The following is a 23,442-nucleotide window of genomic DNA, read 5'->3' as shown; positions in this document are numbered from 1 at the left end:
AGTGCACGCAAAACGCCGGTTCGGCGTGCAGTTTTCGTGTACTCGACGGAGGGGGTAGGGCGCGGGTCAGGAGGCGGAGGCGACGAGGCCGAGCTCGGCGGGGGTCAGCAGGAGGTCGTTGACGGGGACGACACGGACCGTGTAGCCGAACGAGCCCGCCCAGGCGAGCCGCACCGTGCCGACGAACTCGTGCGGCACGGACGCGTCGTGGGTACCGGGCACACTGTTGTCGACGGCGAGTGCCTGCCGGTGCACGTCGACCAGCTCGTCGCCCTCCTGGCTGCGCCCGTAGACGACCTGCACCTCGACGTCGCCGGGCTCCAGCCCGTTGAGGTTGACGAGGGCGCGCACGTGCAGCTCGTCGCCGACCTGCGGCACCGCATCCACCCCGCCCGCGTCGACGTGGGCGACGGTGACGCCGGGCCAGGCCGCCTTCACCCGTCGCTTCCAGTCGGCCAGCGACCGGGCGTCGGCGAAGTCGTTCTCGCTGAGCCGGTTCTCGTAGCCCGCCGCAGGCAGGTAGAGCCGCTCGACGTACTCGCGCACCATCCGCTCGGCCGACAGCGGCGACGACAGGGTCGACAGCGTGTGCCGGATGCGCGACACCCAGGCCGTCGGCACGCCGTCGCCGTCGCGGTCGTAGAACCGCGGCGCGATCTGGTGCTCGATCAGGTCGTACATCGCTTCGGCCTCGAGCGCGTCGCGCTCCGCACCATCGCCTGCGGCGTCGGCGGACGGGATCGCCCAGCCGTTCTCGCCGTCGTAGAACTCGTTCCACCAGCCGTCGAGGATGGACAGGTTGAGCGCCCCGTTGAGCGCCGCCTTCATCCCCGACGTGCCGCACGCCTCCAGCGGCCGCAGCGGGTTGTTGAGCCAGACGTCCGTGCCCGGGTAGAGCAGCTGCGCCATGCCGATGTCGTAGTCCGGGAGGAACACCATCCGCTCGCGGATGTCGGCCTCCGAGGCGAACTGCACCAGCTTCTGGATCAGACGCTTGCCTTCGTCGTCGGCGGGATGCGACTTGCCCGCGATCACGAACTGGACGGGACGCTCGGGGTCGGTGAGGATCCTCCGCAGCCGGTCCGGGTCGTGCAGCATCAGCGTGAGCCGCTTGTAGGTGGGCACGCGCCGCGCGAAGCCGATGGTGAGGACGTTCGGGTCGAGCAGGTCGCTCATCCACGCCGGGGCGATCCCGCCCGGGTTCTGCTCCTCCCACGCCGCGGCCAGCCGGCGGCGCGCATCCAGCACCAGCTGTTCGCGCATCCGGGTGCGGACACCCCACAGGTCGATGTCGGTCACCGCCGACGAGTTCGCCCAGTCGGCGTGCGTGGTGTCCTCGGTGCCGAGCCGCTCGAGCGCGAGCGCCCGGAGCATCGGGTCCGTCCAGGTGGGCGCGTGGACGCCGTTGGTGACGGAGTCGATCGGCACCTCCTGCGGGTCGAACCCCGGGTACAGTCCGTTGAACATGTGCCGGGAGACGTCGCCGTGGAGCTTCGATACGCCGTTCGCGTGCTGGCCCAGCCGCAGTCCCATCACCGCCATGTTGAAGACGTCCGGCGATCCGCCCGGGTAGTCCTCCGCACCGAGCGGGAGCACCTGATCCGGTGTCACGCCGGGCAGGAGCGAGGTGGAGAAGTACCGCTGGACCAGCGACCGGTCGAACCGGTCGATGCCCGCGGGCACCGGCGTGTGCGTCGTGAACACGGTCCCGGCCCGCACCACCTGGAGCGCCTGGTCGAAGGTCAGCCCTTCGCCGATCAGGTCGGAGATGCGCTCCAGCCCCAGGAACCCGGCGTGGCCCTCGTTGGTGTGGAACACCTCCGCCTCGGGCGCGCCGGTGAGGTCCGTCCACGCCTTGACCGCGCGCACGCCGCCGATGCCGAGCAGCAGCTCCTGAAGCAGGCGGTGCTCGCCGCCGCCTCCGTACAGCCGGTCGGTGACCGAGCGCAGCCGCTCCTCGTTGTCGGGGATGTCGGTGTCGAGGAGCAGCAGCTTGACGCGGCCGACCGCGGCCTGCCAGATGCGGGCGTGCAGCACGCCGTCCGGGAGCGCGAGCGAGATCTGCACGGGCGTGCCGTCCGGGTTGCGGAGCACGCTGAGCGGCAGGCCGTCCGGGTCGAGCACCGGGTAGCTCTCCAGCTGCCAGCCGTCGGGCGTGATCGCCTGCGAGAAGTAGCCGGAGCGGTAGAACAGGCCGGCCGCGACCAGGGGGACGCCGAGGTCGCTCGCCGCCTTCAGGTGGTCGCCGGCCAGGATGCCGAGGCCGCCTGAGTACTGCGGCAGGGTCGCCGCGATGCCGAACTCGGGCGAGAAGTAGGCGATGGTCTGCGGCGCGCCGTCGCCCAGCGACTGGTACCAGCGCGGCTCGCTGAGGTACGAGTGCAGGTCGTCGAGGATGTGGTTGGCCCACTCGACGTATCCGGGATCCGCGGCGAGCTCGGCGAGCCGGGACGGCTCCACGGCGCCCAGGAGCGCGATCGGATCGTGTCTGACCTGCTGCCACAGTTCGGGCGAGATGCGGGCGAACAGCTCCTTGGTGGGCTCGTGCCAGGACCAACGGAGGTTGCCGGCGATCTCCTCCAATGCGGAGAGGTTCTCGGGGAGGACGGCTCGGACGGTAAATCGACGGATGGCCTTCACTCGGTCCACTGTAAACGAGCCTCATGACGGGCGTGTTAATGAGTGTACGTTCGGGAGCGTGGTGAAGAACGCAGCGACCAGGTCAGCAGCCGCCGCGCCCGAGGCGGCCACGGCGGCATCCTCCCCGGCCGGAACGCCGGAGGCGGGCACGAAGTCACGCGGCAGGCAGTCGACCCCGCCGGCACCGGTGGCCCAGCCGCCTGCCGTCGCGCCGCCTGCCTCCGCAGCGCCCGCCGCCGCGGCGCCCGCCGCCGCGGCGCCCGCCGAGGGCGAGCCGTACGAACCCCTGCTCCCCGCATCCCGATCCTGGAGCTCTCCCCCAGGTCGACGAGGGACTGTGGGCGGCGACGGCGTTCAGCGGGGAGGTGATCCCGTTCCGTGCGACCGCGTTCCGCGAGGGGCACGACAAGATCGGCGTGGACCTCCTGCTGCTCGACCCCTCCGGCCGGCAGACCGAGCACCACATGCATCCACTCGCCCCCGGCACCGACCGCTGGGAGGTGGAGGTGCAGCTCGAGCAGACCGGGCTGTGGCGCTACCGCGTGCAGGCCTACGCCGACGAGTACGCCACCTGGCGGCACAACGCCGAGGTGAAGGTGCCGGCCGGGATCGACGTGGACCTCATGCTGCGGATGGGGCACGACCTGCTCGTGACCGCCTCCAAGGACAAGCGCCGGAGCACCGCCGAGCGGCGCCACCTCTCGGAGGCCGCCAAGGTGGTCACGGACGAGAAGCGGTCGGTCGACGAGCGTTTCCAGGCGGCGGTGGATGCGCGCATCCAGCAGGTGCTCGCCGAGCGCCCCGTGGTCGGCCTGCCGTCCCTGTCGCCCACCCGCGCCATCCAGGTCGAGCGCACCCGCGCCGGTGTCGGCAGCTGGTACGAGTTCTTCCCGCGCTCCGAGGCCGCCAAGAAGCTCCCGGACGGGTCGTGGAAATCCGGCACCTTCCGCACCGCGGCCAAGCGCCTGCCGGAGGTCGCGGCGATGGGTTTCGACGTCGTCTACCTGCCCCCGATCCATCCGATCGGCCGCACCTTCCGCAAGGGACCGAACAACACGCTCGACGCCGGCGAGAACGACCCGGGATCGCCGTGGGCCATCGGCAGCGCCGAGGGCGGCCACGACGCGATCCACCCCGACCTCGGCACCGAGAGGGACTTCACGTTCTTCCTCGGCAAGGCGAAGCAGGCCGGACTCGAAGTCGCGCTCGACCTGGCGCTGCAGGCGTCGCCCGACCACCCGTGGGTGACGACGCACCCGGAGTGGTTCACCACCCTCCCGGACGGCACCATCGCCTACGCGGAGAACCCGCCGAAGAAGTACCAGGACATCTACCCCATCAACTTCGACAACGACTACGACGGGCTGCGGCAGGAGGTGCTGCGCATCGTCCGGCACTGGATGTCGCTCGGCGTCCGCATCTTCCGCGTCGACAACCCGCACACCAAGCCGCTGGCCTTCTGGGAGTGGCTGATCCACACAGTGAACGCGACCGACCCGGACGTGGTCTTCCTCGCCGAGGCGTTCTCCCGGCCGGCGATCCTCCGCACTCTGGCCAAGGCCGGGTTCCAGCAGTCGTACACGTACTTCACCTGGCGGAACACGAAGGAGGAGCTGGAGGAGTTCCTCGACTCGCTCGCGCACGAGACCGCCGATTACCTGCGGCCGAACCTGTTCGTCAACACGCCGGACATCCTCACCGAGTACCTGCAGTTCGGCGGCCAGCCCGCCTTCAAGGTGCGCGCGGCCATCGCGGCGACAGCCGCGCCGACCTGGGGCGTCTACTCCGGTTACGAGCTGTTCGAGAACGTCGCACGGCCGGGAGCCGAGGAGTACATCGACAACGAGAAGTACGAGTACCGCCCCCGCGACTACGCCCGCGCCCAGTCGCAGGGCCGTTCCCTGGCGGGATACCTGACCATGCTGAACAGTGCGCGCAGCGAGCACCCGGCCCTCCGGCAGCTGCGCAACCTGCGCATCCACTGGAGCGACGACGACAGCATCCTCGTGTACTCGAAGTACCTCGACGGCCGCTTCACGCGCAGCGGCAAGGCGGATGCGGTGCTCGTCGTCGCCAACGTCGACCCGCACTCGGTGCGCGAGACGATCGTCCACCTCGACCCGACCGCGTTCGGCATTCCCGCCGGCGCCCGGTTCGAGGTCAAGGACCGGGTGACCGGGCAGCGGTGGACATGGGGCACGGACAACTACGTCCGGCTCGACGCCTTCACGGAGCCCGTCCACATCCTGTCCGTCCGCCCGCTCTGACCGCCCGCACGAGAACCGAGGAGTAGCACCATGTCCCCCATTCCCGAAGGCGCGGCCGCCGTCGACCTGCCGACGCTCGACGACACCCTGCTCGCAACGATCGCCGCGGGCAGCCACCACGATCCCCACTCGGTGCTGGGTCAGCACCGGATCGCGGCCCCCGGCGTCGCCGACCCGGTCACCGTGATCCGCACCCTGCGCCCGCTCGCGACCGAAGTCTTCGCCCTGCTGGCGAACGGCGCGCACGTGGAGCTCGGCCACCTGGGCCACGGCGTCTGGCAGGGCGTCGACATCACCGGCCCTGGCGCGTACGAGATCGAGGCCCGCTACGGCGACGGCAGCACCTGGACGGCGGACGACCCGTACCGGTTCCTCCCCACCATCGGGCAGCTCGACCTGCACCTGATCGGCGAGGGCCGCCACGAGACGCTCTGGACGGCGCTCGGCGCCCACGTCCGCGACCTCGGCGGCGTGGTCGGCACCTCCTTCACCGTCTGGGCGCCGCACGCCCGCGCAGTGCGTGTGGTCGGCAACTTCAACGGCTGGGACGGCACGCTGCACGCGATGCGCAACATGGGCGCCTCCGGCGTCTGGGAGCTGTTCGTGCCCGGCATCGGCGAGGGTGAGATCTACAAGTTCGACCTGCTCGCGCAGGACGGCCGCTGGGTGCGCAAGGTCGACCCGCTGGCCCGGTTCGCCGAGGTGCCGCCCGCCACCGCCTCCACGATCACGGTGAGCCGCCACGACTGGGCGGACGACACGTGGATGCAGCAGCGGGCCCACACGGACCCGCACGCGGGCCCGATGAGCGTCTACGAGCTCCACTTCGGCTCCTGGCGTCCCGGCCTCGGATACCGGGAGGCCGCCGACGAGCTGATCGACTACGTCGGAGCGCTCGGCTACACGCACGTCGAGTTCCTGCCGCTCGCCGAGCATCCCTTCGGCGGGTCGTGGGGCTACCAGGTAACCGGCTACTACGCCCCGACGAGCCGGTTCGGCTCTCCCGACGACCTCAAGTACCTGATCGACCGGCTGCACCAGGCCGGAATCGGCGTCATCCTCGACTGGGTGCCCGGCCACTTCCCGAAGGACGACTGGGCGCTCGCCCGCTACGACGGGCAGCCGCTCTACGAGCACCCGGACCCGCGCCGCGGCGAGCACAAGGACTGGGGAACCTACATCTTCGACTACGGCAACTCGCAGGTGCGGAACTTCCTCGTCGCCAACGCGCTGTACTGGCTGGAGGAGTTCCACGTCGACGGCCTCCGGGTCGACGCCGTGGCCTCGATGCTCTACCTCGACTACTCGCGCAACGACGGCGAGTGGGAGCCGAACATCCATGGCGGCCGCGAGAACCTCGAGGCGATCGGCTTTCTGCAGGAGGTGACGGCCACCGCGTACAAGCGCAACCCGGGCACCGTGATGATCGCCGAGGAGTCGACCAGCTACGCCGGCGTCACCGCCCCCACCTCGTCCGGCGGCCTCGGCTTCGGCCTCAAGTGGAACATGGGCTGGATGCACGACGCGCTGCAGTACATCCACGAGGACCCGATGTACCGCGGCTACCACCACAGCGAGATCACGTTCTCGTTCGTGTACGCGTGGAGCGAGAACTTCCTCCTGCCGATCAGTCACGACGAGGTCGTGCACGGCAAGGGGTCGCTGCTGACCAAGATGCCCGGCGACCACTGGCAGCAGCTCGCGAACGTGCGCGCGTTCCTGGCCTTCATGTGGGCGCATCCCGGCAAGCAGCTGCTCTTCATGGGCCAGGAGTTCGGGCAGCCGTCCGAGTGGAGCGAGGAGCGCGGCCTCGACTGGTGGATCCTCGACCAGCCGGCGCACCAGGGCCTCTGGAACCTGGTCTCGCAGCTGAACGCCCTCTACCGCGACCACCCGCAGCTGTGGGTCCTCGACAACGACCCGGCCGGCTTCGAGTGGCTGGACGGTTCGGACGCGCAGGGCAACGTCATCGCCTTCCTCCGCAAGGACCGCGACGGTGAGCCGATCGCGATGCTGTTCAACTTCTCGGGCAACCCGCACAGCGGCTACCGGATGGGGCTGCCGTTCGCGGGCGAGTGGGAGGAACTGCTCAACACCGACGCGGAGGCCTACGGCGGTTCGGGTGTCGGCAATCTCGGTGCGGTCACCGCGGTGGACGAGCCGTGGATGGGCCGCCCCGCGTCGGCCGTGCTGACGTTACCGCCGCTCGGCGCTCTCTGGCTGAAGCCCCGGCGCTGACGCGGAGCCGGCGCGGCAGCGCCGACGGTGCCGCGCCGACGGTCCCGCGCTGACGGTCCCTCAGGCGCGCGAGTCGATCCAGGCCGCGTAGCCGAGGCCGTCGACGGCGTGCTCGGGCACCAGGTTGCGTCCCGCGCGCCAGGTGGACCCGAGCGCGCCGCCCAGGCGGACGGGGAGGATGTAGCGGCGGGTGCCGCTGGCCTGCTTCCACTGCTCGGCGAGCGAGCGCGCCGACTCCACCTGCGGACCACCGACGTGGATGACGCTGTCCGGCTCCCCGGCGCCTTCGGCCGCGTCGACCAGCACCCGGGCGACGTCGGTCACCGCGATCGGCTGGAAGCGGGTGCGGGTCGGCGCGATCAGCGCGCCGAGCGGCCGTCCGCGGTCGAAGATGGCGGTGACGAAGTCGTGGAACTGCGTGGCGCGGACGATCCGCGTGTCCAGCGCCGAGTCCAGGTACGCGCGCTCCTGGGCCGCCTTCGCCCGGTAGTAGCCGTACGACGAGTGGTCGACACCGACGACGGACAGGAGCACCGCACGGTGCACGCCGAAGCGGGCCGCCGTGTGGACGAGGTTCTGCGCGCCCGTGGCGAAGACGTGCGCGGCCTGCTTGCCGACCGCGTTGCTGGTGTCCACGATGACGTCGACGCCGTCGACCGCCTCCTCCAGACCGTCGCCGGTGACCAGGTCGGCCGTGACGTAGGCGGCGCCGGGGACGTACTCGTCGGCGTCGTCGTCGGGCACCCGACGAGCGGCCACGACGACCTCGTGGCCGCGGTCGATCGCTTCAGCGGTGACGGCGCGCCCGGCCAGGCCGGTGCCTCCGACGACGAGCACACGGGACATGCGCGATCACTCCTGAGCGAGAGTCGAGTGGGGAACCGCCGACCGCCGCCCGGAGAGCGGGCTCAGTACAGCAGCGAAGCCAGCCTAGCCCGCGCCTTGCCCACGCGGGGGTCGTCCACACCCACGATCTCGAAATACTCGAGCAGGCGCGTGCGCACCGCCTCCTTGCCCGCCGCGTCGAGCGACGGGAACACGCTGAGCAGACGGTCGAACGCGTCGTCGACGTGGCCGCCCGAGATGTCGAGGTCGGCGACGCCGAGCTGCGCGTCCGCGTCGCGGGGCGCCTCGGCGGCCGCGCTCCGCAGCTCGTCGGCCGTGCGCCCGCTCAGGCGTGCGAGCAGGCTGACCTGCGCCAGCCCTGCGGCCGCCATCGTGTCGCGCGGGTCCTGCGCCAGAGCGGTCCGGTAGGCGCGGATCGCGCCCTCGTAGTCGCCGCGGTCGATCGCGTCGTAGGCCTCCGCGTGAAGCGGGGGCAGCGGGGGCTCCGGCGCGGGCTCGGCGGCTCCTTCGGGCTGGTCGACGGCGTCCGCGCCGCCCTCGACGGCGACCGTGTCGGTGACCCCGTTCTGCGCCGCCAACTGCAGCAGCTGGTCGAACACGTCGCGCAGCTGCTCCTCCGGCACGGCGCCCGAGAAGAGCTGCACGGGGCGGCCGGCGATCAGGGCGGCCACGGTCGGCACGGCCTGCGCCTGGAACGCCTGGGTGAGCTGCGGGTTCGCGTCCACGTCGATCCGGACCACCACGAGCCTCCCGCCGTAGCTGCCCACGACGCGGTCGATCACGGCGGAGAACTGCGCCGACTGCTCCGCGCGCGCGGTGACGAGGTCGACCACGACCGGGACACGCATCGACAGGTCGATGAAGTCGTTGAAGTTCGCGTCGGTCCCCTCGAAGTAGAGGCTCGGCAGCGTGAGAGCGGCTCCCGCGGCCGGCTGGCCGGACGTGCCTCCGTCGGCCGACGGCGCGGGCCGGTTGACGAGGGAACTCAGGTCGACGGCCCCGCGCAGGTTGGTGGGCGGGGGCGGGACGTTGCTCATTGATCCTCCTGACGTGCGTGCTGCGGCACGAGAATCAAGGATACTCGCGAAGCGTCCGGGGACTACGGGATCTGCTTGGCGGCGATCATGCCCTGGGCGAACCCGAGCAGCGTGATCTTCTGGTTCGACCCCGCCGGCGGGACGTAGAACGCGAGCTGATACCCGAAGGTCGACTCGATACCCGTCTTCGACGACGCGACGCCGCTCAGCGCGGCGGCCGTGTTGCCCGCGCTGACCTCGGCGCCGGCCTCCACGACCTTGAGCACCTGCGACTCCTGGAGGTCGGTCCAGACGATGGCGCCCGAGTCGTTCGTCGCCATCGCGACATCCGCCCCCTTCCCCGGAGCGGTCGTGAACGCGAGCGACGCGGTCGCCGGGACGGCGGCCTTCTGCTTCGCCTTCCAGTCCGCCCCCACCTGGGTGCGCAGCGTGTCGCCGTCGGCGTTGAAGAGCGAGGCGTACTGGCTCTTGTCGCCGTTCATCAGGATGTCGCCGTAGGCGGCGGACACCTTCTGCGGCGGGAGCGCGAGCAGCTTCGAGTCGGGCGGCACGACGGCGGCCCCGATGCTGGCGGGCGCGAGGTTCGGGACCTTCGCCTTGGGCTCCAGCGAGACCGCGTACTCGACCTGGTAGTTGTCGCGCGGCGTCTCCTGCACCATCGTGAGCGCGATCGGCGCCTGCGCGTTGCCCTTCGCATCCTTCGGGCTCTGGATCACGGCCGCGACGGTCCGCGGCCAGGTGTCCGTCGCCTGCGGCAGCGAGAGCACGATCGGGCTTGCCGGGATGGCCGGAAGCGCCGGCTCGTCCGACTTGTGGGCGCGGATGGCGTAGTTGGCCTCGCGGAGCTGGAGGGCCGGACCGACGAACCGCACCTTGGCGAGGTCCGCGCTGGCCTTCGCGTCCGCCTGGGCGGCCGACTCGGAGATGCGCTTCACGATGCGCTCCAGCTGCGGAACGGTCACGGCGGGCGGGAGCTGGTCCTGCGGGTCCGGCGCCTCCGTGGCCAGCGGTGTCGCGGTCTTGGACGGCGTGGTCGCGGCGTCCGTTCCGGCGGTGCAGCCCGTCAGGGCCAGGGCTCCTGCCAGGGCGACGGGGAGGATGACGCGCGCACGACGGCTGGAGCGGCGTCCGCGGGGCGTGGCCTCGACCATGGCGGTGGGCTTGTACTTCGGCGCCTTGGGCAGCTTGGGCATCTTCGGTCCGCTCTTCCGGCGGGGGCCGCGCGAGCGGCGGTGGGTGTAGAGGCCCCAGAGGTAGAGGCCGATGCCGATCACCAGCAGGACGAGGCCGCCGATGATCAGCGGGAACGCCCACGGCGTGCTCGAGTCGACCGGCCAGGTGACGCTGACGCGCGACGGGGCGGACTTCTGGCCGTCCGAGGCGACGATGACGCTCACGTCGTCCGGGATGTTCATCCGCGTGACCTGGGCGGCGTCGCCGTCGAACTCCTCGAGCCAGAGGTCGCTGCCCGCCGGATCCGGGCCCGTGGGCGACGCAGTGGTCTTGGTGGAGTCGGTCTGGGTGGAGTCGGTCTCGCCCGATGCGGCGGGAGACGGCGTGGGCGACGGGGTCGGTGTCGCCGTCGAGCCCGAACCGCTGCCGGACGGGATCGCCGGCTTCGCGGTGACGGCCTTGGTGGAGAGCTTTCCTGTGGCCTTCTGATAACCGACCGCGACGTACTTCTGGCCGCCGAGCCAGGCCTTCACGTCCGCTGTCCGGCCGTAAGCGACGACCTGCTTCGAGGAGTCGGGGGCGCCGGTCACGGTCAGCGTCTGCTGTCCGGGATGCGCGTTGAGCACCGAGCCGTCGATGACCACGTAGCGGGGGTCGCCGGACACGGTGGCGGCGGCCTGGATGCGGCTCGGCGGGGCGAAGACGGTCCGCTGCGCGATGCCGGCCACGATCATGACCGCGGCGACGACGAACGCGACGATGGCGAGTACGAAACGCAAACAGGGCTCCTCATGTGCCGATTCGGGGGCAGGCACAGTGACCTGACGATACCGGACGTGCCTGAAAGGCAGCTAACCCTTGTCTGGACGCTCGCGCAGCCCCCCGTGCGGGCGCAGACAACTGAATTGTAGGATCGTTCCGGCACGCGCGCAGCGGGTCCACCCGAATCCCCCAGGAGCAATGACAGTGGCCACCGACGATTCCACCTTCACCCAAGTCTTCCGCGGCTACGACAAAGACGAGGTCGACAAGGCACTCCAGGAGCTGCGGCGCGAACTGATCAAGTCGAACACCCAGGCGGCCGACTCGGCGAAGGAGGTCAAGCGGCTCCAGGCGCGCATCGACGACCTCAACGCCGAGATCGAAGAGGTGGGCAGCCCGACGTACTCGGGCCTCGGGACCAAGCTCGAGAACACCCTGCGGGTGGCCGAGGAGCAGTCCACGCGGCTGATCGCGCAGGCCGACATCGACGCCGAGAAGCTGCGTGCGGGTGTCGCCGCCGAGATCGACAAGATGAAGAAGGCGGCGTCCGCGCAGGCCGAGCGCATCCTGGCCGACGCCCAGGCCCGGGCGACAACGCTGCTCGAGGACGCCCAGATCGAGTCCGGCGAACTGCTCACGAAGACCCGCGCCGACAAGGAGACCCTGCTCAACGACGCCATGCGCGAGGCTGCGGCGATCCGCGGCGCCGTGGCGACGGAAGCCGCCGAGCTGCGCGCCACCAGCAAGCGCGAGGCCGCCGCCGTGCGCGCAGAAGCCGACCGGGAGGCCGCGGAGCTCAAGGCCGTCGCCTCGCGCGAGGCCGAGCGCGCCCGCGCCGAGGCCGCCGAGCTCGACCGCACCATCGCGGCCCGCCGCTCCGAGCTCGAGACCGCCCTCGCCGAGGACCGCGCCGCCTTCGAGCGCGAGTCCGCCCAGACCCGCCTGGAGCTCGACCGCCGCGTCGCCGAGACGGCCGACCGTCTGGCCGCCGAGGAGACCGAGACCCGGAACGCGCTCGCCGCCGAGGCCGCACAGGCCCGCGCCGACCTGGCCGGCGAGGTCGAGGAGCAGCGCGCCGAGCTCGCCGCGTCCGTCGCGCAGACCCGGGCCGACCTGGAGCACGAGGAGAAGACGCGCCGGCTCGCGCTCGCGACCGAGGTGGAGCAGACGACGAAGGCCCTCGCCGCCGAGGTCGAGCAGACCAAGGCCGGCCTCGCCGCGGATCTCGAGCAGGCCCGCTCGGCGCTCGACGCGGAGGTCACCTCCACCCGCAGCGCTCTCGCCGACGAGGTCGAGCGCACCAAGGCCGAGCTGGCCGACGAGGTCACCCGCACCCGCTCGGCTCTGAACGAGGAGGTCACGCGCACCCGCTCGGAGCTCGAGACGCAGGTCACCACCACCCGCTCGACCCTCGAGAACGACGTGACCTCGACCCGCGCCGCGCTCGAGAACGAGGTCACGACCACGAAGTCCGCCCTCGCCGAGGAGGTGCAGCGCACCACGAAGCAGCTGGAGGACGATCGGCTGCAGACCCGCACCACCCTCGAGAAGGAGACCACCGAGACCCGTGCCGCGCTCGAGGCCGATCGCGCCGAGACGGCCGCCCGTCTCGCGGCGGACCGCGAGCAGACCGCCAGCGAGCTGGCCGCCGAGGTCGAGCAGACCCGGGCCCGCCTGGCCGCCGAGACCGAGCGGCGCCGCCGCGAGCTCGACGCCGAGGCGGCGGAGCTGCGCGCCGACCTGGCCGCCGAGGTCGACGCCGCGCGCACCGCGCTCGCCGACGAGCTCAGCCGGGAACGCAGCGCTCAGCAGGCCGAGCTCGCCTCCGAGCGGGCGCGGCTGGCGGCCGAGGTCGAGACCACGACATCCGCGCTGGCCGCCGAGGTCGAGCAGACGAAGTCGGCCCTCGAGACCGAGGTCACCACCACGAAGGCCTCCCTGGCCGCCGAGGTCGAGCAGACCAAGAAGGAGCTGGAGACCGAGGTCGCCACCACGAAGGCCGCCCTGGCCGACGAGGTCGAGCGGACGCGCGCCGGACTCGCCGCCGAGGTCGAGCAGACCACCAGCGAGCTGGCCGCCGAGGTCGAGCAGACGAAATCGGCCCTGGAGACCGAGGTCGCCACCACGAAGTCCGCTCTCGCGGCAGAAGTTGCGCAGACCAAGAAGGCCCTCGCCGCCGAGGTCGAACAGACCACCAGCGCCCTCACGGCTGAGAAGGAGCAGACCCGCAGCCGGCTCGCCGAAGACGTCCGCAGCACCGCGGCCGAACTCGCGGACCAGCGGGAGTCCACCGCGAACGAGCTGGCCGACCACCGCGAGCAGCAGCGACTTGAACTCGAGCGCGAGGCCGAACGGACGCGCGTGGCTCTGGCCGACGAGGCGCAGCAGACGCGTGCCGCGCTGGAGAAGGAGACCGCGGAGGCGCGCGCCGAGCTCGCCCGCGAGGTCGCCGAGGCGCGCACCGCCCTGGATGCCGAGCTGGCCGAGAAGCTGGCCGCGTTCGAACAGCAGGCGGCGACCGCCCGCGCGGCACTGGAGGCGGAGCTCACCGAACTGCGCAACACCACGCTCGAGGAGGTCGAGAACCGGACGCGCGAGGTGGAGCAGGCGCGCATCGACCTCGACGTCGAGCTCCGCGCCCGCCGCGACGAGGCGGAGAAGGAGTACCTCTCCCGGCATCAGGAGGCGGTCGCTCAGACCCAGAAGTACCTCGACGAGGCGAACCTCCAGCTCGCCGACGCCGTCAAGCGCACCGCCCAGGCGCGCTCCGAGGCGGAGGCCTTCGAGCTGGAGGCGCGCCGCACCGTCACCGAGGCGCGCAAGGAAGCCGAGGACACCGCCTCCGCCGTCATCCGCGACGCCGAGGAGCGCGCAGCCGCCCTCCTGGCCGAGACCGAGGAGCGCACGGAACGGCTCGTGGCGGACGCGGAGCAGCGACTGGCGCAGATTAGGATTGAGCGCGAGGCCGTGGCCGGGTACTTCGAGAACCTCCGAGGCGTCCTCCAGCAGGCCGAGAAGGTGACCGCCGACCGCGACTGATCCCAGGGGGACACGTGAAGATCCAGAATCCGTTCCGCCTCGGTCTCATCGGCACCCTGGGCGTCGGGCTCGGGATCCTCATCCTCAGCGCCGTCACCAGCCTGGCGACGATCATCACCTACATCGGCGCCGCGCTGTTCCTGGCCCTCGGCATCGAACCCCTCATCTCGTTCCTCGAGCGGCGCCGGTTCCCGCGCTGGCTGGCCCTGGTGGTCGCGCTCGTCGTGATCATCGGCGCCTTCATCGGACTGATCTGGGCGATCGTGCCGATCGCGGTCGACCAGGCCTCGCAGCTCGTGCAGAACACGATCTCCTGGGTGAACAGCGGCGCCGCCGAGAAGTGGTTCCTCAGCCTGCAGCACCAGTTCCCGTCGATCATCAACCAGCAGAACATCGACGCCGTCACCCAGTGGCTGCAGAAGAACCTCCCCGACATCACGTCGAAGGTGCTGCAGACCGGTGTCGGCATCATCCAGGGCGCGTTCGGCGTGATCATCGTCGTCATCCTGACGATCTACTTCACGGCGTCCCTCCCCAGCATCAAGCGCTCCGCCTACCAGCTCGTCCCTGCCTCACGCCGTGCGCGGTTCGCGGACCTGGGCGACCAGATCACCGACTCGGTCGGCAAGTACGTCATGGGTCAGGTGTCCCTCGCCCTCGTCAACGGCGTCCTCAGCGCGATCTTCCTGACGGTGATCGGGGCGAAGTTCCCGATCCTGCTCGCATCGATCGCCTTCTTCTTCTCACTGATCCCGCTCGTCGGCACGATCACCGGCTCGGTGATCATCGTCGCGGTCTGCTTCCTCTCCGGACCGCCGACGGCCATCGCCGCCGCCATCTACTACCTGATCTACATGCAGGTGGAGGCGTACGTGCTCAGCCCGCGCATCATGAACCGGGCCGTGTCCGTCCCGGGGGCTCTCGTGGTCGTCGCCGCTCTCGCCGGCGGCACGCTGCTCGGCATCCTGGGCGCGCTGGTCGCCATCCCGTTCGCCGCGGCCATCCTGCTCATCGTCAAGCAGGTCGTCATCCCGCGCCAGAACGAGCTCTGAGAGGCGCTCAGCGGCTGGCTAAGCCCCCGCGGGCCACTCCGTCGGCAGCGGGAGCGCCGACGGGTTCACGCGCTGCACGATCTCCGTGAGCACGCGCCGGGTCTGGTTCTCCCCCACCCAGAGGTGCTTGCCGCCCTCGACGGTCACCAGCTCGATCTGCGGCAGCGGGGCGAACTTCTCCGCCGCCGCGGACGGCCGGAGGAAGTCGTCGTGCTCCGGGATGAGCGCCACCACCGGTCGTTCGTCGCCCGCCCAGGCCTCCAGGTGCTCCGGCTTGGCGCGGTGGAGAGGCGGCGAGAGCAGGATGACGCCGTCGACCGGGCACGAGCGGCCGTACATCAGGGCCAGCTCCGTGCCGAACGACCAGCCCACGAGCCACGGGTGCGGCAGGCCGCGGTCGCCGACGAAGGCCATCGCCGCCTCCAGGTCGTAGCGCTCCCCCACTCCGTCGCCGAACGACCCCTCGCTCCGTCCGCGCGGCGACGCGGTGCCCCGGGTGTTGAACCGCAGCACGGCGATCCCGGCGAGAGCGGGCAGGCGGGCAGCCGCCTTGCGCAGGATGTGCGAATCCATGAAGCCGCCCGCGGTGGGCAGCGGGTGCAGCGTCACCAGGGTCGCCACCGGCGCACGGTCGAGCGGGGTGGCCAGCTCGCCGACCAGTGTGAGCCCGTCCTGCGTCCGGAACTCGACGTCCTCGCGACGGGCGGGGAGCTCGACACCGCCCCGGATCTCGATGGTCGTACCCTCGCTCGTCATGCGATCCTCCAGCAGGACTCGTGCCAGTGCCGTCGTGCGGCCAGGTCGGCGGCGTCGCCGAGCACGCCGTCGGCGCGCCAGGCGACAAGGTGCGACGTCCCCGGCGGGATGTCACGGCCGCAGCCGGGGCAGACGTACGTCTTCTGGGCCTGTGCGGCCGACACCGGCTGCACGTTCCAGGTCACGCCGCGGCGCGTCTCCGTCCGCCGCCAGCCGGAGAGCAGACGCTCCAGGCTGTCCGGCTCCTCCGCCGGCCGGCCGCCGGAGCGGCCTCGGGGACGGTTGGAGCGCGGCATGCCACAAGTCTAAGCGGGGCGGCCCGGAGTGCGGTCAGTACCAGCCCTGGGACTGCCAGACGCCCCACGCGCCGCAGGGGGTTCCGTAGCGGCCGGACACGTAGCCGAGGCCCCACGAGATCTGCACCGACGCGTCGGTCTGCCAGCCCGGCCCCATCTTGCTGCCCGGGAGCGCCTGCGGGATCCCGTACGCGCCGCTCGGGTTGGAGGCGTTGACACGCCAGCCGGACTCGTGGTTCCACAGCTGGACCAGGCATCCGTACTGGTCGTCGCCCCAGCCGCGCTCGTGCACCATCTGATAGGCGATCGCCTGGGCGGTGCCCGGCGACGGGATGGGCGCCGACGGCGCGCCGCCGCCGCTGGACGACTTCTTGGACGCCGTGGGCGCCGGGGTCGGCGTCGGAGCGGGCTTCGGCTTCTCCTTCACCGTCACCGCGTCGCGGACGATGGTGAGGGCCGCGGAATCCGGTGCCGTGAGGTTCTGGGCGGGAGCACCGTCGTAGCGCTCGGTCGTGGGGATCTGTTGCAGCGACTCCGCATAGGCCGGCGTCGTCGTCGCCCCGGAGAAGGGATCGACCACGTTCACGAGCGCGAAACCGACGGCCGCGCTGAACGCGAAACCCCACACGGCTGCTCGCGACCGGATGTGCGGACGGCGGGACCGCTTGAATGCGACGCCGACCGGGTTGGCCGGAGTCAGCGGCACGATCTCTGCTGCTGCTGCTTCTCGTCTACCCACGATCACAGAACGATAACGGAGATCGGCGGAAAACCCAAGATTCCGCCCCCGCACTCAGCGAACCGCCAGCATCACGTCGGTCACGCTGTCGAGCAGCAGATCGACCTGCACCTCGCGGTATCCGCCCCGCTGCTCGCGGAATGTCACGGTGCGCACCTCCTCGACGCTCATCGGCCGCCCGTCCTGGAAATAGCGCACCAGCCGGTTGGCGAAACGGTCGACGTCGTTGCGGTTGTACCCCAGCGTGAGCAGGCTCACCCGGTCGAAACGGCGCCCGAGGGGCCGGTCGAGCCGGTTGAGGACGACCTGCGCGGTCGTGCGCGCCTCCTCGAACCACGCGGCGTCGCCCTGGCGCGCTCGCGCCGCCTCGCGCTCACGCGCCGAGAACGCGTCCTCGAGCCGCTCGAGCGCCGCATCCACGTGGGTCGTGGAGTAGCCGCCCTTCGTCATCGCGAAGGCGGTGTGCCGGATGTCAGCCGCGGTCAGGTCCGGCGCCGACGCATCGCCGTCGTAGGCACGGCGCGCGGTCGCGAGGAACTCGTCCACCTGCTCGACGTCGTACCCCGGCTTCGACTTGGGGGTGCGGGGGAAGGTGCTCACTCCCCCATTCTGTCATCGGAAGACGAGGAACAGGACGTAGGTGGCCGCTGCGGACGGGAGGATCGAGTCGAGCCGGTCGAGGAACCCGCCGTGCCCCGGGAGCCACGAGCTCATGTCCTTGATGCCGAGATCCCGCTTGATCAGGGATTCGGCGAGGTCGCCGGCGGTCGCCGTCAGGAGCAGCACGACGCCGAACACCACGCCGAACCACCAGGGCTCCCCGAGCATGAAGACCGAGAGCAGGATGCCGGCGAGGATGGCGGCCGCGGCCGCTCCGGCGAATCCCTCCCACGTCTTCTTCGGGCTGATCGTGGGCGCCATCGGGTGCTTGCCCCATGAGAGACCGCTGACGTAGGCGCCCGTGTCGACCGACACCACCAGGATCAGGAAGGCCAGCACCCACCATTCGCCGCCGGACTCCGCCAGCAGCAGGATCACGAAGCTGGCGAGCAGGGTGATGTAGAGCTGCACGAACACCGACCAGAGCAGGTCACGTCCGAGTGCGGCCGACCCCCGTCGCGCGGCGGGGACAGCGGCCTCCTCGATCAACCGCCAGACGACGACCAGCATGATGCCCGCGGACAGCGACACCAGCTGGCCCCACGAGTGGAGGAAGAACGAGACCGGGACGATGCCGGCAGCCGCCACGATCGAGGGGATGCGCGGCACGCGGCGCCCGGAGACACGGAATGCCTGAACCAGTTCGAAGCTGGCGAAGCCGGCCATCGCCACACCGAACACCAGGAACAGCTCCTTGATGAAGATCAGGCTGACGAGGACGAGCGCGCCCACGCCCAGGCCGATGACGATCGCCAGGATCAGGTTGCGGCCGGTGCGCTCCGCGATCCGCTCCTGGGTCGCGTCGAGCTGCGCTTTTCGGGCCTGCACCTGGCGCTCGAAGTCGGCGCGGGTGGCCTGCACCTGCGCCCGGAACTCCTCCCGGGATCGCGCCTTCCCGCGCGGGACCGGGTCCGGCGAGCCGGGACTGCTGTCGTCGCTCATCGGCTAGACCTCGAGCAGCTCGGCTTCCTTGCGCTTCAGAGCCTCGTCGACCGCGTCCACGTGCGTGCGGGTCAGCGACTCGAGCTCCTTCTCGCCGCGCGCCACCTCGTCGTCCCCGACCTCGCCCTTGAGCGCGTCGAGGTCGTCCTTGGCCTTGCGGCGGATGTTGCGGAGCGCGACCTTGGCGTCCTCGCCCTTGCTGCGGACGATCTTGACGAACTCCTTGCGGCGGTCCTCGGTGAGCTCCGGGAGCGTGACGCGCACGATCTCGCCGTCGTTTCCGACGTTGGCCGACAGGTTCGGCATGTTGACGATGGCCTTCTCGATGTCCTTGAGCGCCGACTTGTCGTACGGCGTGACCAGCAGGACGCGGGCCTCGGGGTTCTGGAGGCCGGCCAGCTGGGCCAGCGGGGTCGGAGACCCGTAGTAGTCGACCAGCACCTTCTGGAACAGAGCGGGGTTGGCGCGCCCCGCGCTCACCGTGCCGAAGTCGTCCCTCGCCGCGTCCACAGTCTTGCTCATGCGCTGGCGGGCATCGGAAATCACATCCGCGATCACGGTGTCTCCTTATACGTAGGTGGGTCGGTCTCTAGTCTATTGCGCGGCCACCCGGCGTCAGCCGAGCAGTGTCCCGATCTCCGCGCCGAGGAGGGCAGCCGTCACGTTGCCGGCCGGCTCGATCCCGAAGATGCGCATCGGCATCCCGTTGTCCATGCACAGGCTGAGCGCCGTCGAGTCGACCGCCTTGAGGTTCTGCTGCAGCGCCTCCTGATGGCTGATCTGGTCGATCTTCCTCGCGTCCGGGTTCGTGCGCGGGTCGTCGTCGTACATACCGTCGACGCCGTTCTTCGCGACCAGCACGACATCCGCGCTGATCTCCAGCGCCCGCTGGGCGGCCACGGTGTCGGTGGAGAAGTACGGCAGGCCGGCGCCGGCGCCGAAGATGACGACGCGGCCCTTCTCGAGGTGCCGCTCCGCCCGGCGCGGGATGTACGGCTCCGCCACCTGGGTCATCGAGATCGCCGACTGGACGCGCGTCTCGGCGCCCGCCTGCTCCAGGAAGTCCTGCAGCGCGAGCGAGTTCATGACCGTCCCGAGCATGCCCATGTAGTCGGCCCGGCCGCGGTCCATGCCGCGCTGCGACAGCTCGGCGCCGCGGAAGAAGTTGCCGCCGCCGACGACGATCGCGATCTCGACGTCCTCCGCGGCCTGCGCGATCTCACGCGCGATGCTGCTGACGATGTCCGGGTTGACTCCCAGCTGGCCGCCGCCGAAGGCCTCGCCGGAGAGCTTCAGAAGGACTCTGCGCCGCTGTGAAGGATGTCTCTGAGTGGCTGCCGACATGCGTGATCAACGTCCTTCCGTCTGTGGTTCTGGTTGAAGCTAGTGGGTGCCGCGCACAGAAAAGGAGTCCGGATCGTTGTCACGATCCGGACTCCTTCATGGTCTGCTACGCGCCGACCTTGAACCGGGCGAAGCCGGACACGGTGAGACCCGCATCCTTCAGCACCTGGCTGATGGTCAGCTTGTTGTCGCGGGCGTACTCCTGCTCGAGCAGGGCGACCTGCTTGAAGTAGGCGCCGAGGCGACCCTCGATGATCTTCGGGAGCGCGGCCTCGGGCTTCCCCTCGTTGCGCGAGATCTCCTCGACGATGCGACGCTCGTTCTCGACCTCGTCGGCCGGGACGTCCGAGCGGTCGAGGTAGGTCGGGTTCGCGAACGAGATGTGCTGCGCGATGCTGCGGGCGGTCTCCGCGTCGTCGCCGGCGTAGCCGAGCACGACACCGACCTGCGGGGGCAGGTCCTTGGAGGTCTTGTGCAGGTAGATCGCGAAGTTCTCGCCGTTCACGACGGCGATGCGGCGGAGCTCGACCTTCTCGCCGAGGATGGCGGCCTCGTCACCGATGAGCTCGGCGACGGTCTGGCTGCCGGCGGGGGCCGCGAGGGCCTCCTCGACGGTGGTCGCGCCGGCCGCAGCGGCCGCGTCGAGCACCTTCTCGGCGAGGGCGATGAACTTGTCGCCCTTCGCCACGAAGTCGGTCTCGCACGCGAGCTCGATCATCGTGGCGGTGCCGTTGCCGTTCTCCTTGGCGGCGACGAGGCCCTCGCTGGTGGAGCGGTCGGCGCGCTTGGCGTTGCCCTTCGCACCCTTCAGGCGCAGGATCTCGGTGGCCTTCTCGATGTCGCCATCGGCCTCCTCGAGCGCCTTCTTGGTGTCGACCATGCCGGTGCCGAGCTGCTCACGCAGAGCCTTGATGTCGGCGATGCTGATGTTTGCCATGTTCTGACTGGAACCTTCTTCTTCTCGAAGACTTCTGGTGGGGAGGATTACTCGGACTCGGTCGTCGCGGCGGCCTCCGCGGCCTCCGCGTCGGACTCGCCCTCGGCGACGACCTCGGCCGAGTCGGCCTTGGCGTCGGCCAGGTCGGCGTCAGCGGCCTTGGTGGTCTCGGCGCTGGACTGGACCTCGTCGGACGAGGTCTGCAGCAGCTCCTGCTCCCACTCGGCGAGCGGCTCGGCCGGCTCGGCGCCCTCCTCGGGCTTCTGGTGACGCTGGATCAGGCCCTCGGCGGCCGCGTCGGCCACGATACGGGTCAGCAGCGTGACGGAGCGGATCGCGTCGTCGTTGCCCGGGATCGGGTACTGGACCTCGTCGGGGTCGCAGTTCGTGTCGAGGATGCCGATGACCGGGATGCCCAGCTTCTTGGCCTCGTCGATCGCGAGGTGCTCCTTCTTGGTGTCGACCACCCAGAGCGCGCTCGGGGTCTTCGACAGGTTGCGGATGCCGCCCAGCGACTTGTGGAGCTTGTCCAGCTCGCGCTTCTTGATCAGCAGCTCCTTCTTGGTGAAGCCACTGGTGGTGCCCTCGAAGTCGAGCTCCTCGAGCTCCTTCATGCGGGCGAGGCGCTTGGACACGGTCTGGAAGTTGGTCAGCAGACCACCCAGCCAGCGCTGGTTCACGTAGGGCTGGCCGACGCGGGTCGCCTGCTCGGCGATCGCCTGCTGGGCCTGCTTCTTGGTGCCGACGAAGAGGATGGTGCCGCCGTGGGCGACGGTCTCGCGGACGAAGTCGTACGTCTTGTCGATGTACGCGAGCGACTGCTGCAGGTCGATGATGTAGCTGCCCGAGCGCTCGGTGAGGATGAAGCGCTTCATCTTCGGGTTCCAGCGACGGGTCTGGTGTCCGAAGTGGACGCCGCTGTCGAGCAGCTGGCGCATGGTGACGACGGCCATTGCCGTTCTCCTTTGGTTGCGGTTGTCTGCGACGGCCGGCGGCCGCCACTCCTGGTGCCCCGCGCGCATCCGCACCCGTCCCGCTCGCGCGGCGCTGCCGTGGAGGGAGATGGGAGACCAGTGGATGCGCGTGCCGCCCTCTGCGAGAGCGTCCGGTGCAGGGTTGGTTCCTGCTCAGGATTGCGGGCACGCGTAGTCACCCCGACGAGCGGAGTGCTCCAAAGAGTCTAGCAGCAACCGGGACTAGGCGGAGTCTCCGGTGGAGCGCACCTGGACGCCGCGGCCGCGGCCTCCCGCGTTCTTGAACAGGGTCTCCGCCTGCTCGAGCGCCATGCCGTTCGTCTCCGGGATCTTGAAGAAGACGAAGAAGAACGACAGGGCGGCGAAGAGGGCGTACATACCGTACGTGAACGGCAGCGAGAAGTCGGCCATCGGCGGGAACGAGATGGTCACCAGGAAGTTGGCGATCCACTGCGCCGCGGCCGCGACGCCCAGGGCCTTGCCGCGGATCCGGCTCGGGAAGATCTCGCCGAGGAGAACCCAGACGAGCGGACCCCAGGAGGCGCCGAAGCACACCACGAAGATGTTCGCGGCGACAAGGGCGATCGGACCCCACGGGTTCGGCAGGCTGACGGCGCCGTCGTGCTTGACCGCGAAGGTGAACGCCAGCGCCATCACCCCGAGCGACAGCGCCATTCCGACGGAGCCCGTGAGCAGGATCGGCCGACGGCCCACCCGATCGACCAGAAGGATCGCGACGATGGTCACGACGACGTTCGTGACCGAGGTGATGACCGTGATGAGCAGCGAGTTCTTCTCGGTGAATCCGACAGCCTGCCAGAGGGTGGTCGAGTAGTAGAAGATCACGTTGATGCCGACGAACTGCTGGAACACCGACAGGATGATGCCGATCCAGACGATCGGTTTGAGGCCGAAGCGGTTGCCTGCGAGCGTCGCCTTCGCGCCTTCGCGGTCCTCCTTGATGGCGTTCTCGATGTCGCCGATCTGACGGTCGAGGTCCCCTTCGGGGACGAGCGTCGCGAAGATCGCCCGGGCTTCGTCGCGGCGGCCGTTCGCCAGCAGGTAGCGGGGCGACTCGGGCAGCGTCAGGGCGAGGACGCCGTAGACGACCGACGGGATGACGCCGACCAGGAACATCCACCGCCACGCCTCGAGGCCGAGCCACAGCTCCTTGGACGCGGACCCCGCGATGCCGGCGAGCAGTGCGTCGGAGAGCAGCGCGACGAAGATGCCGATGGTGATGGCGAGCTGCTGCAGCGACGCCAGGCGGCCTCGCGACTGGCGCGGCGAGATCTCGGCGATGTACGCCGGGGCCACGACGGAGGCGATGCCGATGCCGAGACCGCCGATCACCCGCCAGAAGCCCAGATCCCAGGCGGAGAACGCGAGTCCTGCACCGATCGAGCTGGCGAGGAAGAGGACGGCGCCCAGCAGCATCACCTTGAGCCGTCCCCAACGGTCGGCGAGCCGGCCCGCGATGAAGGCGCCGACGGCGCAGCCGAGCAGCGCGATGGCGACGATGAAGCCGGTGATGAAGGCGTTGAGTGCGAAGTTGTGCTGGATGGAGTCGACGGCGCCGTTGATCACCGAGGAGTCGAAACCGAAGAGGAACCCGCCGACCGCGGCCGCGATGGCCAGACCGGTGACCCTCCGCCGCATCTTCGCGGTGGGCTGCGGCACGTTCTCGTCGCTCGTGGTGCCTGCGTTCCTTCGTTGTTCAGACATGTCATCCCTTTTCGG

The 23,442-nt window shown here is 70.3% G+C and carries 18 protein-coding genes; 4 read left to right on the top strand and 14 right to left on the bottom strand.

Annotated features, from left to right (window positions below; genetic code table 11):
• Window positions 1–66 precede the first annotated feature (66 nt).
• On the bottom strand, window positions 67–2,640 hold the full coding sequence (gene glgP / locus ACR9Y5_RS08645; protein WP_481297583.1) for an alpha-glucan family phosphorylase: 2,574 nt from the start codon (window positions 2,638–2,640) through the stop codon (window positions 67–69).
• 365 nt (window positions 2,641–3,005) lie between these two features.
• Here glgP and ACR9Y5_RS08640 point away from each other — a divergent pair, with 365 nt between their 5' ends.
• Complete coding sequence (locus ACR9Y5_RS08640; RefSeq protein WP_481297582.1) at window positions 3,006–4,907, top strand: alpha-1,4-glucan--maltose-1-phosphate maltosyltransferase; 1,902 nt, start codon at window positions 3,006–3,008, stop codon at window positions 4,905–4,907.
• 30 nt (window positions 4,908–4,937) lie between these two features.
• Window positions 4,938–7,145, top strand: a complete 2,208-nt coding sequence (gene glgB / locus ACR9Y5_RS08635; RefSeq protein ID WP_481297581.1) for a 1,4-alpha-glucan branching protein GlgB — start codon at window positions 4,938–4,940, stop codon at window positions 7,143–7,145.
• Window positions 7,146–7,205: 60 nt separating this feature from the next.
• Here glgB and ACR9Y5_RS08630 read toward each other — a convergent pair whose 3' ends face one another.
• The 3 genes from ACR9Y5_RS08630 to ACR9Y5_RS08620 form a co-directional block, all read right to left on the bottom strand.
• Window positions 7,206–7,991, bottom strand: a complete 786-nt coding sequence (locus tag ACR9Y5_RS08630; protein WP_481297580.1) for an SDR family oxidoreductase — start codon at window positions 7,989–7,991, stop codon at window positions 7,206–7,208.
• A 62-nt stretch (window positions 7,992–8,053) separates the two neighbouring features.
• Window positions 8,054–9,028, bottom strand: coding sequence for a tetratricopeptide repeat protein (locus ACR9Y5_RS08625; RefSeq protein WP_481297579.1), 975 nt, complete (start codon window positions 9,026–9,028; stop codon window positions 8,054–8,056).
• A 62-nt stretch (window positions 9,029–9,090) separates the two neighbouring features.
• Window positions 9,091–10,980 (bottom strand): hypothetical protein, encoded by a 1,890-nt coding sequence (locus tag ACR9Y5_RS08620; protein WP_481297578.1) that lies wholly within the window; start codon window positions 10,978–10,980, stop codon window positions 9,091–9,093.
• Window positions 10,981–11,167: 187 nt separating this feature from the next.
• Between ACR9Y5_RS08620 and ACR9Y5_RS08615 the strand changes: the two genes are divergently transcribed.
• Entirely contained in the window at window positions 11,168–14,002 is a 2,835-nt protein-coding gene (locus ACR9Y5_RS08615; protein ID WP_481297577.1) for a DivIVA domain-containing protein, read from the top strand.
• 14 nt (window positions 14,003–14,016) lie between these two features.
• Window positions 14,017–15,054, top strand: a complete 1,038-nt coding sequence (locus ACR9Y5_RS08610) for an AI-2E family transporter (protein WP_481297576.1) — start codon at window positions 14,017–14,019, stop codon at window positions 15,052–15,054.
• A gap of 18 nt (window positions 15,055–15,072) precedes the next feature.
• Here ACR9Y5_RS08610 and ACR9Y5_RS08605 read toward each other — a convergent pair whose 3' ends face one another.
• The 10 genes from ACR9Y5_RS08605 to ACR9Y5_RS08560 form a co-directional block, all read right to left on the bottom strand.
• Window positions 15,073–15,810, bottom strand: coding sequence for an alpha/beta hydrolase (locus ACR9Y5_RS08605; RefSeq protein WP_481297575.1), 738 nt, complete (start codon window positions 15,808–15,810; stop codon window positions 15,073–15,075).
• Complete coding sequence (locus ACR9Y5_RS08600; RefSeq protein ID WP_481297574.1) at window positions 15,807–16,106, bottom strand: hypothetical protein; 300 nt, start codon at window positions 16,104–16,106, stop codon at window positions 15,807–15,809. The genes ACR9Y5_RS08605 and ACR9Y5_RS08600 overlap by 4 nt, the downstream gene beginning before the upstream one ends.
• A gap of 34 nt (window positions 16,107–16,140) precedes the next feature.
• Window positions 16,141–16,845, bottom strand: coding sequence for an aggregation-promoting factor C-terminal-like domain-containing protein (locus tag ACR9Y5_RS08595; RefSeq protein ID WP_481297573.1), 705 nt, complete (start codon window positions 16,843–16,845; stop codon window positions 16,141–16,143).
• Between the two features lie 54 nt (window positions 16,846–16,899).
• A complete protein-coding gene (locus ACR9Y5_RS08590; protein ID WP_481297572.1) occupies window positions 16,900–17,445 on the bottom strand; it encodes a DivIVA domain-containing protein in 546 nt (181 codons plus the stop codon).
• 12 nt (window positions 17,446–17,457) lie between these two features.
• Window positions 17,458–18,447 (bottom strand): phosphatidate cytidylyltransferase, encoded by a 990-nt coding sequence (locus tag ACR9Y5_RS08585; protein ID WP_481297571.1) that lies wholly within the window; start codon window positions 18,445–18,447, stop codon window positions 17,458–17,460.
• 3 nt (window positions 18,448–18,450) lie between these two features.
• Window positions 18,451–19,005, bottom strand: a complete 555-nt coding sequence (gene frr, locus ACR9Y5_RS08580; protein WP_481297570.1) for a ribosome recycling factor — start codon at window positions 19,003–19,005, stop codon at window positions 18,451–18,453.
• Between the two features lie 57 nt (window positions 19,006–19,062).
• Window positions 19,063–19,791: a UMP kinase gene (pyrH, locus tag ACR9Y5_RS08575; RefSeq protein ID WP_481297569.1), complete on the bottom strand. Its 729-nt coding sequence runs from the start codon at window positions 19,789–19,791 to the stop codon at window positions 19,063–19,065.
• Between the two features lie 106 nt (window positions 19,792–19,897).
• Entirely contained in the window at window positions 19,898–20,728 is an 831-nt protein-coding gene (gene tsf, locus ACR9Y5_RS08570) for a translation elongation factor Ts (protein WP_481297568.1), read from the bottom strand.
• A 47-nt stretch (window positions 20,729–20,775) separates the two neighbouring features.
• A complete protein-coding gene (gene rpsB / locus ACR9Y5_RS08565) occupies window positions 20,776–21,681 on the bottom strand; it encodes a 30S ribosomal protein S2 (protein WP_481297567.1) in 906 nt (301 codons plus the stop codon).
• A gap of 243 nt (window positions 21,682–21,924) precedes the next feature.
• The gene (locus tag ACR9Y5_RS08560) at window positions 21,925–23,427 is read right to left on the bottom strand and encodes a sugar porter family MFS transporter (protein WP_481297566.1); all 1,503 of its coding nucleotides are present in this window, start codon (window positions 23,425–23,427) and stop codon (window positions 21,925–21,927) included.
• Window positions 23,428–23,442 lie beyond the last annotated feature (15 nt).

Source organism: Leifsonia sp. KNZ13-11D, from assembly GCF_056754895.1.
The sequence above is the reverse complement of the archived record's forward strand: the minus strand, read 5'-3'. Positions and strand labels throughout refer to the sequence as shown.

Coding starts and splice junctions, on each gene's coding strand:
- glgB (WP_481297581.1), top strand. CDS start 4,938: ATGTCCCCCATTCCCGAAGGCGCGGCCGCCGTCGACCTGCCGACGCTC.
- ACR9Y5_RS08630 (WP_481297580.1), bottom strand. CDS start 7,991: ATGTCCCGTGTGCTCGTCGTCGGAGGCACCGGCCTGGCCGGGCGCGCC.
- ACR9Y5_RS08625 (WP_481297579.1), bottom strand. CDS start 9,028: ATGAGCAACGTCCCGCCCCCGCCCACCAACCTGCGCGGGGCCGTCGAC.
- ACR9Y5_RS08605 (WP_481297575.1), bottom strand. CDS start 15,810: ATGACGAGCGAGGGTACGACCATCGAGATCCGGGGCGGTGTCGAGCTC.
- ACR9Y5_RS08600 (WP_481297574.1), bottom strand. CDS start 16,106: ATGCCGCGCTCCAACCGTCCCCGAGGCCGCTCCGGCGGCCGGCCGGCG.
- ACR9Y5_RS08585 (WP_481297571.1), bottom strand. CDS start 18,447: ATGAGCGACGACAGCAGTCCCGGCTCGCCGGACCCGGTCCCGCGCGGG.
- pyrH (WP_481297569.1), bottom strand. CDS start 19,791: ATGTCGGCAGCCACTCAGAGACATCCTTCACAGCGGCGCAGAGTCCTT.
- tsf (WP_481297568.1), bottom strand. CDS start 20,728: ATGGCAAACATCAGCATCGCCGACATCAAGGCTCTGCGTGAGCAGCTC.
- rpsB (WP_481297567.1), bottom strand. CDS start 21,681: ATGGCCGTCGTCACCATGCGCCAGCTGCTCGACAGCGGCGTCCACTTC.
- ACR9Y5_RS08560 (WP_481297566.1), bottom strand. CDS start 23,427: ATGTCTGAACAACGAAGGAACGCAGGCACCACGAGCGACGAGAACGTG.